Raw genomic sequence first — 15,617 nt, 5'->3', positions numbered from 1 at the left:
TGTATATTTCTATTTTATGATAAAACAGTTATAAAAGAAATAAAAATGCATTTTCACGCCGAAAAACAGGCTTTCTCCCGGTTCCCATCATAAATGGCGCACTGCTTCATATATTAGCTGTACAAGCAACCGAACTATAAGCGAGGTGTTACCATGCCGCACGATTACCTGCTGTCCCTTCTGCTCATTATCGGAATTGATCTCATTCTCGGCGGTGACAATGCTGTCGTCATCGCGATGGCCAGCCGGAATCTGGCGCATAAACAAAGACAGCAAGCGATCCTCTTCGGAACGTTTATCGCAGTCGTCTTGAGAATCGTGCTGACGAGCGCCGCGGTCTATTTATTGAATGTTCCTTTTTTACAATGCGCAGGCGGGGTGTTTTTATTGTATCTCGGCTATCAGCTTCTGATTGAGAAGAAAGATGCACAGCATGTGAAAAGCAGTTCTTCCCTTTGGAAAGCCATCCGCACAATTGTTTTGGCTGATATCTTTATGTCTCTTGACAATGTCATCGCAGTAGCCGGCGCTTCTCACGGTGAGCTGACGCTTGTAGTGATAGGGCTTTTCATCTCGGTGCCGATTATCATTTGGGGCAGCAAGCTCGTTCATGCCGCTATGGAGAAAATGCCTTTACTGATGTACGCCGGAAGCGGCCTTCTCGCATTTACCGGCGGTGAAATGATTGCCGGGGACAGCAAGCTGTCTTTCTTCATGGCGGAACACGGCACTATACAGATGATGCTGCCGATTTTGACCGTCGCTTTTGTCATCCTCGCCAGTATGATTTATCAGCAGACTGAAAAATAATAAAAAGCCCAAACCGCGATGGTTTTGGGCTTTTTTCATGCTTATCGTAAGCTTATATCAGTTAGCCAGACGCTGTGCTTCTCTTAATTGGAAAGAACGTACTTTTCTAGGCAGGAATCGTCTGATTTCATCTTCGTTATAGCCGACTTGCAGACGTTTTTCATCAATGATGATCGGACGGCGGAGCAGTCCCGGATGCTCATTGATCAAAGTGTACAAGTCTTGAAGCGGCATTGATTCAACATTTACGTTCAGTTTCTGGAATACTTTAGAACGGGTAGAGATAATTTCATCCGTACCGTCTTCAGTCATACGCAGAATCTGCTTGATCTCATCAATTGATAACGGCTCAGAGAAAATGTTTCTTTCTTCAAACGGAATCTCGTGCTCTTCAAGCCAAGCTCTTGCTTTTCTGCATGACGTACAGCTAGGTGATGTGTATAATGTAACCATTAATCTTCACTCCTCTAATTAGTAGGATGAACATGTTTGTATTCTCAAATTGAAATGACTTTAAAAAAGGAATCTTTATAGGTATTATACTATAAAAAAGTAAGTATGAACAGTCTCCTGAGAAAAAAATGTGTCAATCCGGCAAATTTACGTTTTGCGGATTATTTCCCATTCTCAATTAGCTCAGCTGATCGAAAATGTTTTTTCGTTTGTTCTCCTCAATGACTTTGAGAACTTCATCCGTTTTTTCGTATGATTCTCCGTACCATTTTTCATCTTTATAAGTGTGAATGTTTTCATATGTCTGTTTCATCGCTTCAAACATTTCTTCTTCTGACTCCGTCTTAGGCGACCAGTACAGAATCTCCATTTTGTTCACTTCATTCGTAGCCAATGACCGGCGCCGATACCCGATTGACTGCGCGTGCTTGAAATGCTCTCTTTGATAAAAACGCAAGCGCTTCTGTGTGTCCGTGTCATCCTCGTCAACAGGCTCCACTTCAAGAAGAATCGGTTTGTTTTTCTTTTTCAGCCTGCCGATCAGCTTGCTTCCGAGACCTTGTCCTCTGGATTTCTTCGACACAAACAGGTAATCAATAAAGATGAAAGAGTCAAATTCCGCATACATCAGCACGTGGTACTGTCCTTCTTCTTTATGATAAACATCGCTTCGCTCCTTTAACAGAGCTTCCATATGCGCTTTTGATTTCATTTCTTCAATCGGAAAATATTCACTCAGCTTTTCGTACCAGTTCATTCATTTGCTCCTTATGGGTTCGTTGTCTTCACACTTTTAGATATACCCCATTTCCGATTGTTTAAACAATCTTACATCTATTAAGACGTGTGACCCTTTGACATGGTTTCAATTTTTTTAAAATGGTGTGTAATCGACATTTTTTGTATAACGGTTTGCCGCATCCCATAATAAAAATTCGTCAATTCCTTCATCATGCAGCGCTTTAATCTGGTCTTCCACCTGGCTTTTCCCGTACTTTTGATAATTTCCGCTGCCAAGATAAGAAGCCGTGAAGTCCTGAAGCCACGGGCGCGACACAGGCGGGTGTTTCAGTTTAGACAGTTTGTTATTTTCCACCTTCGCGTATTCTTTGACGACATTGTAAGGCTCAAGATCCGGTTTATCAATGCCGAAATAGCTTGTCCAATGGCTCGGATAAATCATAGATGAAATGACATCGACCTGTTCTGAAATTTTGCTGAAATTCTGGCCGATCCCAGGCGCCTCCGGCAGTGTCGCAGAATAGCCAAAAATATCAACCGACACATTTGCGCCATACGGCTTGAGTTTTCTCTTCGCATATCCGACAAAATCGGTGACGGCATGAACGCGTTTTTGCACATTGCTGTCTGCTGTTTTTCCGTAATCGCCGTGTCCGTATGTCAGTTCGCCATCACGTTTTTCAAATCCTTCAGGAAAACGGACATAATCAAACTGAATTTCCTGAAAGCCCATCTTCGCAGCTTGTTTTGCAATCTTTACATTATAATCCCATACCTCTTTCATAAACGGATTGACGAACGATTCTCCGCGGCCGTTTTTCCAGACGCTTCCGTTTTTTTCTTTAAAGGACCACTCTGGCTTTTCGTTCGCGAGTTCGCTGTCTTTAAATACGACAATACGCGCGATCGGATAGATCTTTTTTTCCTCCAGCTTTTTCATCATCTTTTTTGGGTCTTTGATGTATGGTTTGGCGATTTTGTCATACTCAGAATGACCGTCTGGTTTAAAGGTAAGATTTCCGTTGTCGTCCTTCACATCAATCACCATTGTGTTGAGCTTCGATTTGTCCACAAAGTCTGTCAGCTCCCCGAATTTGCTCCCTCCCGCTGAATGTCCTGTGACGTAAATGCCCCGGACCTTATCAGGACGTGTAAAATGCAGTCCTGACGGATAAGCAAACCTCTCATTTGCTTTTGGCAGCTCTTTTTCAGTCAGCGCTATTTTTACAAGCGGCTGCTCTTCTTTTACAGCCGCCTGTGCCGGATAAGCGGCTGCACTGAAAAACAGTCCCGCCGCAAAGGCGCATAAAATGGTTTTCATACTGATCTCCCCCTTTTTTTCCATTATAGGAAAACGGGAGCAGGCTGAATAAACTTGGATGTGCGCGAAAAAAAAATCCTCCAAGACTAAGTCTTGAAGGATGCTGCTTTTATAGATAGGTTTTAAATTCAGCTTCTGTGCACATGACAAAATGTCCCGGTTTCACTTCGCGAAATTCCATCTTTTCTCCGTCTTGGAGCTGATGAATTGACGGATCATATTTCTTTCGCACGCGATTTCTTTCATAGTCCGGATCAGGAAGCGGGATAGCGGACAGCAATGATTTCGTGTAAGGATGAAGCGGATTTTCGTAAAGCTCATCCGCCGGCGCAAGCTCCACCAGCTTCCCGAAATACATGACGCCGATGCGGTCGCTGATGTATTTGACCATTGATAGATCATGGGCGATAAACAGATAAGTGAGCCCTTTTTCTTGCTGCAATTCTTTCATTAAATTGACAACCTGCGCCTGAATGGAAACGTCAAGCGCCGAAATCGGTTCGTCCGCAATGATAAACTCCGGATCAACCGCCAATGCTCTGGCGATTCCGATACGCTGGCGCTGCCCGCCCGAAAATTCATGCGGATAGCGGTTGGCGTGCTCTTTATTTAAACCGACAGTTTCCAGCAGTTCGTGAACCCGCTGCATCCGCTCTTTTTTCGTTTTGGCCAAGCGATGAATATCTATTCCCTCGGCAATAATGTCGGCGACTGTCATTCTCGGATTTAACGAAGCGTACGGATCCTGGAAAATCATCTGCATTTTCCGGTTAAACTCCAACAGTTTCTTGCGGGACTTTTTCCCGTGGACATTTTCCCCGTTAAAGAGAACTTCCCCGCCGGTTGCCTCATACAGCCTGATAATACTGCGGCCCGTCGTTGATTTACCGCAGCCCGATTCTCCGACAAGGCCGAGCGTTTCGCCTTTATAAATATCAAATGATAAATCATCTACGGCTTTTACCGTTCCTTTCGGCGTAAAAAAATGCTGTTGTAAATGTTTGATTTCAAGCAGTTTCTCAGTCATTTTTTTCACCTTCCTTCATTAAAACAGGCTGCTGATACGTATTCGGCAGCTGACGGATTTTAGCCTTCACCGCTTCTGGCGGCTCGACCTTAGGCGCATCAGGATGCAGAAGCCATGATTTTACAAAATGCGTGTCGGACACTTTATACATCGGCGGTTCCTGTTCAAAGTCAATTTTCATCGCATACGAGCTGCGGAGCGCAAATGCGTCCCCTGTCGGAGGGTTTGTGAGATCAGGCGGCGTGCCCGGAATGGCCGTCAGTTTTTCCTGATCTGTGCTGTCCAGACTCGGCATTGAGGCAAGCAGTCCCCACGTATACGGATGGCGCGGATCATAAAAGATTTCATCCACCGTGCCCGATTCAACCACCTGACCCGCGTACATGACGGCGACCCGATCGGCGACATTGGCGACAACGCCGAGATCGTGCGTGATGAAAATGATAGACGTATCAATTTTCTTTTGCAGATCTTTCATCAGCTCAAGGATTTGCGCCTGAATCGTTACATCAAGCGCTGTTGTCGGTTCATCGGCAATTAACAGCTTCGGATTTGCTGCGAGCGCCATCGCGATGACGACGCGCTGTCTCATACCGCCTGAAAATTCATGCGGGAATTGGCCGACCCGTTTTTCAGGCATCGGGATGCCGACGAGATCAAGCAGCTCTATGGCGCGTTTTTTCGCAGCTTCTTTTGAGATTTTTTCATGTTTGAAAAGCACTTCCATAATTTGTTTTCCGACTTTCATCGTCGGGTTCAAAGAGGTCATCGGATCTTGGAAAATCATTCCGATGTCCCTTCCCCTGATGGCCTGCATTTCTTTTTCGGACATCGGCACGATATCGCGCCCGTCAAAAAGAATCTGTCCTCTTTTGAAATAGCCCGGAGGCATCGGAATCAGCTTCATTATCGCCTGAGATGTCACACTTTTTCCGGAACCTGACTCCCCTACGATCGCCAGCGTCTCTCCTTTATTCAAATGGAAATTCACGCCGCGGATTGCCTGTACCTCTCCGCCGTATGTTTTAAATGAAATGGCTAAGTCTTTTACTTCTAGCAAGCGTGTCACTCATATCACTCCTTATTTGCGTAACTTAGGATCCAGCGCGTCTCTTAACCCGTCGCCGACAACGTTAAAGCCGAACATTGCCAGGCAGATAAATCCTGCAGGGAAGAACAGACGCCAAGGGTAATAGGTTAATGCAGGCAATCCGTCTGAGGCCATCGTCCCCCAGCTCGCAAGCGGTGCAGGTACGCCAAGCCCCAAATAACTTAAAAATGCTTCTGTAAAAATCGCCGTCGGAACCGTGAGCGTCATCGTTACAAGTATAGATCCCATCGCATTCGGGACGATATGCTTAAACAAAAGCCGGCCGGTTTTGGCACCGAGTGTCTGTGAAGCAAGCACATACTCCTGATTCTTTAATTGCAGCACCTGTCCGCGGACGATTCTCGCCATATTGATCCAGCCCGTGATCGTCATGGCGACGATAATGGTCAGCAACCCTTTCGGCAGAACAACCATCAGCAAAATCACCATTAATAATGAAGGAACAGCCCACAGAATGTCGGCGATGCGCATCATCACTTCATCTGTGCGTCCGCCGCGGAATCCGGAAATACTGCCCCAGATTACGCCGATTAATAAATCCAGCACGGCAGCTGCGACTCCGATAAAGATCGAAATCCGCGCGCCCACCCATGTCCGGACAAATATGTCCCTTCCAAGGTCATCGGTGCCGAACCAATGATCTTTCGACGGGGCTTTATCAGCATTTAATAGATTGGTAGTCGCATAATCATATTTTGAAAAAACAGGTGCAAAAATCGCCATAAGAATAATAAGAACGATCAGTACCAACCCGACCATCGCAAGCTTATTGCTGCGGAAGCGGAGCATGGCGTCTTTCCAGAGGGAAAGGCTTTTTTTACTTATTTTTTCGGCATCGCCGGCATTAGCTGAAGCTGGTTCAAACATATTTTTAGGAATGTTCTGCATGGTCTAGGCTCCTTTCTTTGCTTTAGAAAGCTTGATTCTCGGATCGATTAATCCGTACAGCACATCTACAATCAATACGCATAAAAGCAGGATCACGCTGAAGAACACGGTAACTCCCATAATGACCGTATAATCACGGTTTGTAATGCTGTTTACAAAATGCGCGCCTAAACCGGGAATTCCGAAAATCGATTCAATGATGAAACTTCCCGTTAAAATGGACGCCGCCATCGGTCCCATATATGTCACGACGGGCAAAAGCGCATTTCGAAGCGCATGGCGCACGGTGACTGACGGCCGGGAAAGGCCTTTTGCTTTTGCAGTCCGTATGTAATCGCTGTTTAACACTTCAATCATGCTTGAACGGGAGAGTCTGGCGATAAATGCCATCGGCATGGAAGCGAGCGCAATGGAGGGCAGAAAGGTGTATGCCCAGGATTCCCACCCCGCGACCGGGAACAGTTCTAATTTAATGGAGAAAATATATTGCAAAATCGTTGCCAATATAAAACTCGGAACTGAGATCCCAAAGATCGTTAAAATCGCAATGGTATAATCCTGCCATTTATTATGGTACAGGGCAGCCAGCACCCCGAAAAGCACACCAAACGCTAATGCGAGGAGAATTGCTTCTGCACCGAGAGTGAATGAGACGGGGAAGCCGGAATTGATTAAATCATTAACACTTTGGCCTTTATATTTAAAAGAAGGCCCAAAGTCCCACATCGCTACAGATTTTAAGTAGCTGACATATTGAACGAAAAGAGGCTTGTCCAGACCATAGTGTTCGTTTAAGTTTGCTTCAATTTCAGGCGTCAGCTTTCTTTCGCCGGAAAATGGTCCGCCCGGGGCTGCCTGCATTAAGAAGAAAGTGGCGGTGACAATCACAAACAGCGTGATGATCATGTAAATGAATCGTTTACCGATGTATTTCAGCAAGGTGAACACCTCCATATTTTTTACCATTTTAAACTTAATAAGCAAGAAAGGTATACGGGGACATCCTCCCCATATACCTTGGGTCTTTTGTTTTCAGAACCGCCTGTTATTCAAAAGAAGCGTTTCTGAAGAAAACGTCACCTGTTCCGGTCAAGATTACATTTTTGAGGTTTTTATCCTGCACCCAAGTATCTGTATAGAAGTAAACTGGCGCGACCGGCATTGCGTCCATAAAGATTTTTTCTGCTTTTTTCAGCTCTTCGATACGTTTATCCGGATCCGTTTCAAGCTGAGATTGGTTCAGCAGCTTTTTAAACTCAGGGTCTTCCCATCCTGTATCATTGTTTCCCCCATCTTTATCGCGATATGCTTCAAGGAAGTTAATTGCATCATTAAAGTCGCCTAACCAGGCCATACGCCCGACCTGATAATCTTGGCTGTGCAGCTTATCGATGTACACATTCCATTCGGAATTATCAAGCTCAGCTTTGACACCTAAGTTCTTTTTCCACATTTCCTGTACGGCCTGCGCTATTTTCGCATGCGCATCATTCGTATTGTAGGACAATTTGATTGCCGGAAGGTCAGAAACGCTCTTGACACCTAATTCCTTCAGTCCTTTATTTAAGTATTCTTTTGCTGTTTTGACGTCATTGTCTTTGAAATAGCCTTTTTTGTTATCCTCGAATCCCTTCATTGACGGCGGCACTGCAGCCATGGCCGGGATTTGTTCCCCCTGCGTCACATTTTTCACGATAGATGAGCGGTCGATCGCATAAGCAAGGGCTTTACGGATGTTAACATTGTTCAGCGGTTTCGCTTCTGTGTTGAATTTGTACCAATACACACCTGCGATCGGTTCAACATGGAGCGATCCATCCTTTTTCAAAGTCGGCAGAGATTCGGTCGGAAGCTGGCCGAGCGGCATTCCTGCCCAGTCAAGCTCACCCGCCTGGAATTTTTTCAGTTCGGTGTTGTCATTGTTAATCATCACCATGTTGATTTTCTTCAATTTCACAGCGTCTTTATCCCAATATTGATCGTTCTTTTCAAGCGTGATGGAACCGCTGTGTTTCCAGGCTGTCATTTTGAACGGGCCGTTTGACACGTAATTTTCACCTGCGTTTGTGTTCCAGTTTTTATGTTTTTCAGCAATTTTCTTGTTGATCGGCATATACGTATAGAATGAAGTTAATTGCAGGAAGTAAGGTGTCGGGTTGTTCAGTTCAACCTTTAATGTTTTGTCATTTACGGCTTTTACGCCTACGTCATCAAGCTTGCCTTTTCCTGTATTGGCGGCTTCAGCGCCTTTGATGTAGTAGAGCTGATAAGCGTATTGTGATTCGTTGTTCGGGTCAAGCACCCATTTCCATGCATATTCAAAATCCTGCGCAGTCACGGGATCGCCGTTAGACCATTTCGCACCGTCACGAATCGTAAATGTATAGGTCTTTCCGTCTTTGCTTGTTTCAATTTTAGATGCCATTCCTTCTTCAGGCTCACCTTTGGAGTTTACGCGTGTCAATCCTTCAAAAATCTGGCGGATTACGCCTCCTGAAACGGAATCATTCGCTAATCCCGGATGCATTGAAAACGGCTCAGTTTTAATATTGATATTAAGTGTAGTCTGTCCTTTGGTGTCTTTTTTACCGTCGCCTGATCCGCCGCTGAATCCGCCGCACGCACTTAACACAAGCGAGAAGATAAGCATCAAACCTACAATAGACCAACGCTTTTTCATGCACTAACCCCCTAATCAAATTTTCAGCCTTTACTACTAAATACTCAGAAATATCAGACAAAATAACGTAATATTTTTCTAAACTTTAATTGTGTTCCGTCTTTTCTGATTATTTTATGTAAAGAAGCTGTAACAATAGAGTGAACAAGTTCATTATAATGAAATGAATAATTTATTGCAATACTATTTTCTCAATTTAAAATATTTAAATTTGGTCAGTTTTTCTGCCAAAAAGGTGATACACTTCTATAGTTTAAAGCATGACCTAACTAAATATTTTTATTGTAATTTCCAGTTCATATTGCTTTTTACATATAATATTCGTTATACGAAATGTTGATATCCGTTATCTTTTAGGCATTTTCAGTTCTTTTTGCGGATTTTCAGCCTTTAAGCAAATTGGAAATAAGCTTGCATTCTTCTGATGACATTTGGCTATAATTGATTTATAATAGATCAATCAAAGAACATTTTGTTGTGATTGCTATGATGAAGAGTAGTACACATATCAACCCGTTTGAAGAGAGCCTGCGGTGCTGGGAGCAGGTAACGGGCCCTGTGGAATGGACTTCTGAGCAGCTGACCGAACGTAAAGTAGGCCCAGCCGGAGCAGCCTCCGTTACCAACGTCTCGAGCGATTCCATTGTAATGGAATAATCAGGGTGGCACCACGGTTCATTCGTCCCTTTTTTCTACGGGAAGAATGGGCTTTTTTTATTATGTTTTAAGAAATGAGGTAAGAACTATGAAGAAAACGATTTTTTCAGGTATTCAGCCGAGCGGTTCCGTTACCCTCGGCAACTACATCGGCGCCATGAAACAATTTGTCGATTTGCAGCATGATTACAACGGATATTTCTGCATCGTCGATCAGCATGCAATTACGGTTCCGCAGGATCGGCTTGAGCTGCGGAAGAACATCCGCAATCTGGCGGCTCTTTACCTGGCCGTCGGACTTGACCCCGAGAAAGCGACCCTCTTTATCCAGTCAGAGGTTCCTGCACATGCCCAGGCGGGGTGGATGCTCCAATGTGTCGCATATATCGGCGAGCTTGAGCGGATGACGCAATTTAAAGATAAGTCAAAAGGCAAAGAAGCCGTCGTCTCAGGGCTGTTAACATATCCGCCGCTGATGGCCGGTGATATTTTACTGTACGGCACGGACCTTGTTCCGGTCGGAGAAGACCAAAAACAGCACCTTGAACTGACCCGCAATCTGGCGGAGCGCTTCAATAAGAAATACAATGACATCTTCACGATTCCTGAGGTGAAAATCCCTGAAACGGGCGCGCGCATCATGTCACTGGCTGATCCGCTCAAAAAAATGAGCAAATCAGACCCGAACCAAAAGGCATACATCACGCTGCTTGATGAGCCGAAACAGCTCGAAAAGAAAATCAAGAGCGCCGTGACTGATTCGGAAGGCATTGTAAAGTATGATAAAGAAAATAAACCGGGTGTTTCTAACCTTTTGACGATCTATTCTATTTTAGGAAACACATCAATTGAAGAATTAGAGGCAAAATATGAAGGCAAAGGCTACGGTGAATTCAAAAGCGATTTAGCCGAAGTCGTTATCGGCGCTTTGTCACCGATCCAAGAGCGCTATCGTGAATTAATTGAAAGCGACGAGCTTGACCGCATTCTCGACGAAGGGGCAGCGCGCGCAAACAAAACCGCCGGCAAAATGGTGAAAAAAATGGAGAACGCCATGGGTCTCGGACGGAAAAGAAGATAAAGAAAAGAGGCGGGATGATCCCCGCCTCTTTTTTTAGTTCACTTTTGATTCCTGTTCCATTTCCCAAAGCTTTTCGAAAAACGGCTGCCCTTTAATCAAATTTTCACAGAACGCAAGATGCTTGTCTGACCAGCCTTCGATTGTTTCATTATAAAGCATGTCCCAAATCTCTTCGAAGCTCATCCGTTTGATCTGCTCGTACATATGCGGATTCCATTCCGTGTACCAATACACTATTTCCGCGCGGTTCTTCAGCCCTTTCAGCTGGTCAAGCGCCATAAACATCAGCTGCTTGATCTGCCGTTCTTTTCTCGTCAGCCCTCTGACATGCTCCGGCGCCAATGATAAAATGTGATATTCCTTTGAAGACTCCAATTGTGCAGGCTCAAATTGAAACGATTCCGGCTCTACATCCTTTACCATTTCATAAACAAGCTGCTCCTGCCTCGGAATCAGGCGGCTCTTTCTGACCGGAATGGTATACCCGATCGTATCCACGCGCACATGAAGCTCAATACCTACTTACTACCACCTAACTACTAACTCATACAAAACTCCTACATCCAAAATCATCCAATAACCCTCCTCACAAACTTCCTCAATCAACCTATAAAAACATACCATCCCCCACCCACCTTCCCTTCCCAAATCTCCTTTTAACTCACCCCCCATACCCCCTATACAAAACTCCCATATCACATTCACCCAATACTCCCAACACAACCAACCCCCAATCCCCCCCCACCATCCTCCCACCACAACTCCACCCCAACACCCCCATCATACCACCTAACTTCCCTTTCCCTCAACCAACAACCAAATCACTTATCAAACCTCCCACTTTTTCATTCAAACCTACCCTTCATCCCCCCCCCCCAAAACCTAACCTACTTCTCACAAACACAAAAACTTAACCCTTTACCCTCATCCCTACTCCTTCCCCCTAATCCCCCCCACCTACCTACATTCTCCTCCCCCCAACTTCCACACTTCAACCACCCCTCTTAAACCAACTTACATAACATTTCCACTCCTACAATCCCTCAATCCTCACTTTTTTTTTTTTTTTTTTTTTTTTTTTTTTTTTTTTTTTTTTTAAAATTATTTTGTTGGGTGTTTTTTTTTTTTGGTTGTGTGTGTGTGTTGTTTGGTTTTGTTTATTTTTTTTTTTTCCCCCCCCCCCCCCCCCCCCCCCCCCCCCCCCCCCCCCCCCCCCCCCCCCGTTTGTTGTTGGGGGTTGTTGTGTGTTGTGTGTGTGTTTTCCCCCACCCCCCCCCCCCCACCCCCCCCCCCCACTGTTGTTTTTGTGTTGTGCCCCCCCCCCCCCCCCCCCCCACCCCCCCCCCCCCCCCCCCACCCCCCCCCCCCCCCCCCCCCACCCCTTGTGTGGGGGTGGGGTGGGTGTGGGGGTGGGGTGGGGGGGGGTGGGGCCCGGCTGAATCCCGAAACCGAGATAACTCAATGTAGATTCTGCTAAAATAACCGTTCCGACTTTTAATGTGGCCGACACAATAATCGGTCCAAGCGCATTCGGCAATATATGAGAAAAAATAATATGATGATTTTTTGTACCGATCGTCTTTGCAGCCAGTACAAATTCTCTGGAACGAAGCGATAAAAACTCCCCCCGCACAAGGCGTGCTGTTGTTGTCCAGCCTGTAAGGGAGAAAATTAAAATTAATTTATCCATTCCGGGCTGAAAAATCGTAACAAGTGTAATAAGCAAAAATATATCAGGTATGGATAATACGATATCAACAGTTCTCATGAGAACGGCATCGACAATCCCCTTAAAATAACCGGCAACGGCTCCGACAACAGTTCCGATTGTAATCGCACCGATCACAGATGCGAATCCGACAAGCAAGGAAACGCGCGCCCCGTACAGAACCCTCGTAAAGATGTCTCTTCCGAATTTATCTGTTCCCATTAGATGTTTTAAACTCGGCGGCTTCAAACGATTGATAAGAGATTGACTCTCTGGAGAGTAAGGAGCGATTACCGAAGCGAATAAAGCTGACAAAATGATGATGGTTAATATAACGGCTCCGATTACAGCAAGTTTGTTTTGAAAGAACTTTTCGAAAAAAATCTTAGTCATTGTTTCCGGTTTGGATTGAATATTTTCTTTTAATTTTATTTCACTGGGGGGTGTGCCGGTATTTGGCTGTAACATTTGACCTCTCACCTCTCTTTGTTAATATTCAATACGGGGGTCAGCCAACGCATATAAGATGTCTGCAATTAAATTCCCCACTACAACCAAAACAGCTGAAATGACCGTCATGGCCATGATAACCGGATAATCTCGTGAAAAGGCTGAATCAATAAACAATTTGCCGAGACCCGGCCAAGTAAAAATCTGTTCTACAACTACCGCTCCCCCGATAAAAGACGGTATCATCAGACCAAAAATAGTGATGACAGGAAGAAGTCCGTTTCGCAAACCGTGTTTAAAAATCACTTTATTATCTCTGAATCCTTTCGCACGCGCCGTGCGTATATAATCCTGTTTTAACACATCAAGCATACTGGATCTTGTGTATCTCGTTATTCCAGCCATGTCTGCCGTTGCGAGCACAAAAGCAGGCAGAATCAAATGATGCAAACGGTCAAATATGTTAAAGTCCGCATTCAAAGTGCTTACTCCGCCAGTAGGAAACCATCCAAGATTCACAGATAAAACCATAATTAAAATCAAACCGAACCAAAAATTCGGAATGGCAAGCCCTAAGAATGAAGTAACAGTTATCCCGTAATCCAATTTTGAATAAGGACGTTTCGCTGACAAAACACCAAATGGAATAGAAATCAGAAGAGCGACAAGGGTTGAGAAAAGCATAAGCACAATCGTATTCGGTAAGCGGGATAAGATAAGTTCAGAAACAGGGGTGCCTTTCTTCACAATAGAAGTCCCGAAATCGCCTTGCAGCATATTCCCCAGCCATTTCACATATTGAACCGGTTCCGGATCGTTCAACCCGTATTTTTCAATGAATTTCGCCCTGTCCGCTTGACTGATTGTAGGGTCCATCATGAGCGACATCGGATCTCCGGGCGCTGCTTTCATGATAGCAAACGACAAAATTGTAATGCCTAAGAGAATCGGCAAGGACATTAATGTTCGCCGTAAAATATATGTAACCATGTTCTTGTCCCCTTTTTAAATAGGATAAGAGAGGAAAGGAAACTCCTTCCCTCTCAAGGGCTTCTGCTATTTTTGGTCCAGCCACCATTTTTCAATATTATACAAGTCATTTTTAGGGTGGAATACATAGCCTTGTAAATTATTCGGCATCGCTCTGTGATAGTTGTAATAGAATAAGAAGCTGTACGGCTGATCTTCCGCAATCAATTTGTATATCTCTTCATATTTCTTTTGGTATTCTTTTCTGTCAGTAATTGACTTCGCCTCTTCAAGCAGCTTATCGACTTTCGGATTTTTGTACCAAATATTATTCAGCCCGTTTTTAGCTTGGCTTGAATGGAAGATGGAGAACTGATCCGGGAACGTAGCAAGACTCCATCCGAGAAGAAGAGCGTCATAATCCCAATTAGGGGCACTGGTCTGTTCAATTAACGCACTGAATTCAACAATCCGCGGCTTAGCCTCAATTCCTACTTCTTTTAATTGCTGCTGAACGACAACCGCTAAATCTTCACGAATTTTATTGCCTTGATTCGTTTTAATTTCAAAAGAGAATTTTTTTCCGTCTTTATCAAGGTAGCCGTCACCGTCATGGTCTTCCCATCCGGCTTCTTTTAACAGCTGCTTTGCTTTTTTCGGATTATAATCAAATGTCGGCACTTTAGACTTCGGATAATTCCATGACAGCGGACTTTCAGGAACATTTGCTACCTTACCGTCTCCATTCAGCACTTGATCCACCATTGCCTGTCTGTCAAGAGCATAAGTCAATGCCTGACGCACTTTTTTGTCCTTAAAAAGCTCTTTTTTCTCATTCCAGCCGATATAGCTGTAGTTTAAGCCAAGATCAGATTTAACCTTTACGTTTCCAAACGTTTTAACCGTATCAAAATCTGTGCCCGGCACAACGAAGAAATCAATGTCTCCCGCTTTTAACTGGGCCACGGCCGCGTTGGAATCAGGAATTGTTTTGACTGTCACTGTATCAAGATAAGGTCTGCCGCCAAAGTATTCATCATTTGCTTCCAGTTTGACATACTCACCCTTTTTCCACTCAACAAACTTAAACGGACCGGAGCCGATTGGGTTTTTACGGTTAAATTCATTCTCTCCCAGATCAGCAACCGGAACCTTACCCAATATATGTTTTGGCAAAATGCCGTAACTGTCGAGAACGACATTGTAGAAATAGGCATCTTTTTTCTTCATTTTAAACTGAATTTCATATTTTCCTTTTTTCGTTACGGATTTAAGTGACTCAAAACCTGAGCCTCGCTCACCGTTGTAATCTTTGTTAAGAGGAATACTGTAGGTGAACACTACATCGTCGGCCGTGAGCTCTTTTCCATCATGGAATTTTACGCCTTTTTTAAGTTTTACGTTGTACGTTAATCCCCCGTCAGCTTCTGTTACTTTTTCAGCCAGCGACGGCTTGACGTTCAATTTCTCATCAGTTTCTAATAATGTGCTGTAAATCATTCCTTCAATATCGGAACTTGCAACATCGGTGGAGTAAAGAGGATTAAAAAGCGTTGGTTCCCCAGTTGACCCAACAACCAAATCTCCGCCTTTTTGCGGTTTTCCGGCCGGTTTGGATTCGGTGTTTGTGGATTTTGAGCCGGAGCAGGCTGACAGGAAGATGGCGAGCGCCATAAAAACACTTAGCATCATCAGTGCGGTTTTACGTAATTTCATATCAA

The 15,617-nt window shown here is 44.5% G+C and carries 12 protein-coding genes, 2 pseudogenes and 1 other annotated feature; of the genes and pseudogenes, 2 read left to right on the top strand and 12 right to left on the bottom strand.

Annotated features, from left to right (window positions below):
* Window positions 1-153: 153 nt before the first annotated feature.
* Window positions 154-810, top strand: a complete 657-nt coding sequence (locus AADZ70_RS01370; protein WP_016938229.1) for a TerC family protein — start codon at window positions 154-156, stop codon at window positions 808-810.
* Between the two features lie 57 nt (window positions 811-867).
* On the opposite strand, the gene spx is transcribed toward AADZ70_RS01370, so the two are convergent.
* From spx to AADZ70_RS01330, 8 genes are all read right to left on the bottom strand, one after another.
* On the bottom strand, window positions 868-1,263 hold the full coding sequence (spx, locus tag AADZ70_RS01365) for a transcriptional regulator Spx (protein ID WP_003327578.1): 396 nt from the start codon (window positions 1,261-1,263) through the stop codon (window positions 868-870).
* 178 nt (window positions 1,264-1,441) lie between these two features.
* Window positions 1,442-2,020 (bottom strand): GNAT family N-acetyltransferase, encoded by a 579-nt coding sequence (locus tag AADZ70_RS01360; protein ID WP_045925331.1) that lies wholly within the window; start codon window positions 2,018-2,020, stop codon window positions 1,442-1,444.
* A 117-nt stretch (window positions 2,021-2,137) separates the two neighbouring features.
* Window positions 2,138-3,325, bottom strand: a complete 1,188-nt coding sequence (locus AADZ70_RS01355; RefSeq protein WP_064777831.1) for a putative glycoside hydrolase — start codon at window positions 3,323-3,325, stop codon at window positions 2,138-2,140.
* Window positions 3,326-3,434: 109 nt separating this feature from the next.
* Entirely contained in the window at window positions 3,435-4,352 is a 918-nt protein-coding gene (gene oppF, locus AADZ70_RS01350) for an oligopeptide ABC transporter ATP-binding protein OppF (RefSeq protein WP_016938232.1), read from the bottom strand.
* Complete coding sequence (locus tag AADZ70_RS01345) at window positions 4,345-5,421, bottom strand: ABC transporter ATP-binding protein (RefSeq protein WP_342007583.1); 1,077 nt, start codon at window positions 5,419-5,421, stop codon at window positions 4,345-4,347. The genes oppF and AADZ70_RS01345 overlap by 8 nt, the downstream gene beginning before the upstream one ends.
* A gap of 12 nt (window positions 5,422-5,433) precedes the next feature.
* Window positions 5,434-6,351, bottom strand: coding sequence for an oligopeptide ABC transporter permease OppC (oppC, locus tag AADZ70_RS01340; RefSeq protein WP_016938234.1), 918 nt, complete (start codon window positions 6,349-6,351; stop codon window positions 5,434-5,436).
* Between the two features lie 3 nt (window positions 6,352-6,354).
* Complete coding sequence (locus tag AADZ70_RS01335) at window positions 6,355-7,290, bottom strand: ABC transporter permease (RefSeq protein ID WP_016938235.1); 936 nt, start codon at window positions 7,288-7,290, stop codon at window positions 6,355-6,357.
* Between the two features lie 106 nt (window positions 7,291-7,396).
* Entirely contained in the window at window positions 7,397-9,031 is a 1,635-nt protein-coding gene (locus AADZ70_RS01330) for a peptide ABC transporter substrate-binding protein (protein WP_342007582.1), read from the bottom strand.
* 477 nt (window positions 9,032-9,508) lie between these two features.
* Window positions 9,509-9,721, top strand: a binding site (T-box leader).
* A gap of 55 nt (window positions 9,722-9,776) precedes the next feature.
* On the opposite strand from AADZ70_RS01330, the gene trpS reads away from it, so the two are divergent.
* A complete protein-coding gene (gene trpS, locus AADZ70_RS01325) occupies window positions 9,777-10,769 on the top strand; it encodes a tryptophan--tRNA ligase (protein ID WP_016938237.1) in 993 nt (330 codons plus the stop codon).
* Between the two features lie 33 nt (window positions 10,770-10,802).
* Here the strand turns inward: trpS and AADZ70_RS01320 are convergent.
* The 4 genes and pseudogenes from AADZ70_RS01320 to AADZ70_RS01305 all read right to left on the bottom strand — a co-directional run.
* Window positions 10,803-11,291: pseudogene (locus AADZ70_RS01320) on the bottom strand (DUF3603 family protein); the annotation flags it as partial.
* A gap of 913 nt (window positions 11,292-12,204) precedes the next feature.
* Window positions 12,205-12,945: pseudogene (locus tag AADZ70_RS01315) on the bottom strand (ABC transporter permease); the annotation flags it as partial.
* 21 nt (window positions 12,946-12,966) lie between these two features.
* A complete protein-coding gene (locus tag AADZ70_RS01310; protein WP_045925327.1) occupies window positions 12,967-13,917 on the bottom strand; it encodes an ABC transporter permease in 951 nt (316 codons plus the stop codon).
* Window positions 13,918-13,983: 66 nt separating this feature from the next.
* Window positions 13,984-15,612, bottom strand: coding sequence for a peptide-binding protein (locus AADZ70_RS01305; protein ID WP_045925326.1), 1,629 nt, complete (start codon window positions 15,610-15,612; stop codon window positions 13,984-13,986).
* Between the last annotated feature and the right edge of the window lie 5 nt (window positions 15,613-15,617).

This window comes from Bacillus sp. YBsi01, assembly GCF_038406745.1.
GTDB classification, from domain to species: Bacteria; Bacillota; Bacilli; order Bacillales; family Bacillaceae; genus Bacillus; species Bacillus siamensis.
The sequence above is the reverse complement of the archived record's forward strand: the minus strand, read 5'-3'. Positions and strand labels throughout refer to the sequence as shown.

Excerpts from the sequence above, each read along its gene's own strand:
- AADZ70_RS01330 (WP_342007582.1), bottom strand. The coding sequence starts at position 9,031 with ATGAAAAAGCGTTGGTCTATTGTAGGTTTGATGCTTATCTTCTCGCTT.
- AADZ70_RS01370 (WP_016938229.1), top strand. The coding sequence starts at position 154 with ATGCCGCACGATTACCTGCTGTCCCTTCTGCTCATTATCGGAATTGAT.
- AADZ70_RS01355 (WP_064777831.1), bottom strand. The coding sequence starts at position 3,325 with ATGAAAACCATTTTATGCGCCTTTGCGGCGGGACTGTTTTTCAGTGCA.
- oppF (WP_016938232.1), bottom strand. The coding sequence starts at position 4,352 with ATGACTGAGAAACTGCTTGAAATCAAACATTTACAACAGCATTTTTTT.
- oppC (WP_016938234.1), bottom strand. The coding sequence starts at position 6,351 with ATGCAGAACATTCCTAAAAATATGTTTGAACCAGCTTCAGCTAATGCC.
- spx (WP_003327578.1), bottom strand. The coding sequence starts at position 1,263 with ATGGTTACATTATACACATCACCTAGCTGTACGTCATGCAGAAAAGCA.
- AADZ70_RS01360 (WP_045925331.1), bottom strand. The coding sequence starts at position 2,020 with ATGAACTGGTACGAAAAGCTGAGTGAATATTTTCCGATTGAAGAAATG.
- AADZ70_RS01305 (WP_045925326.1), bottom strand. The coding sequence starts at position 15,612 with ATGAAATTACGTAAAACCGCACTGATGATGCTAAGTGTTTTTATGGCG.
- AADZ70_RS01310 (WP_045925327.1), bottom strand. The coding sequence starts at position 13,917 with ATGGTTACATATATTTTACGGCGAACATTAATGTCCTTGCCGATTCTC.
- trpS (WP_016938237.1), top strand. The coding sequence starts at position 9,777 with ATGAAGAAAACGATTTTTTCAGGTATTCAGCCGAGCGGTTCCGTTACC.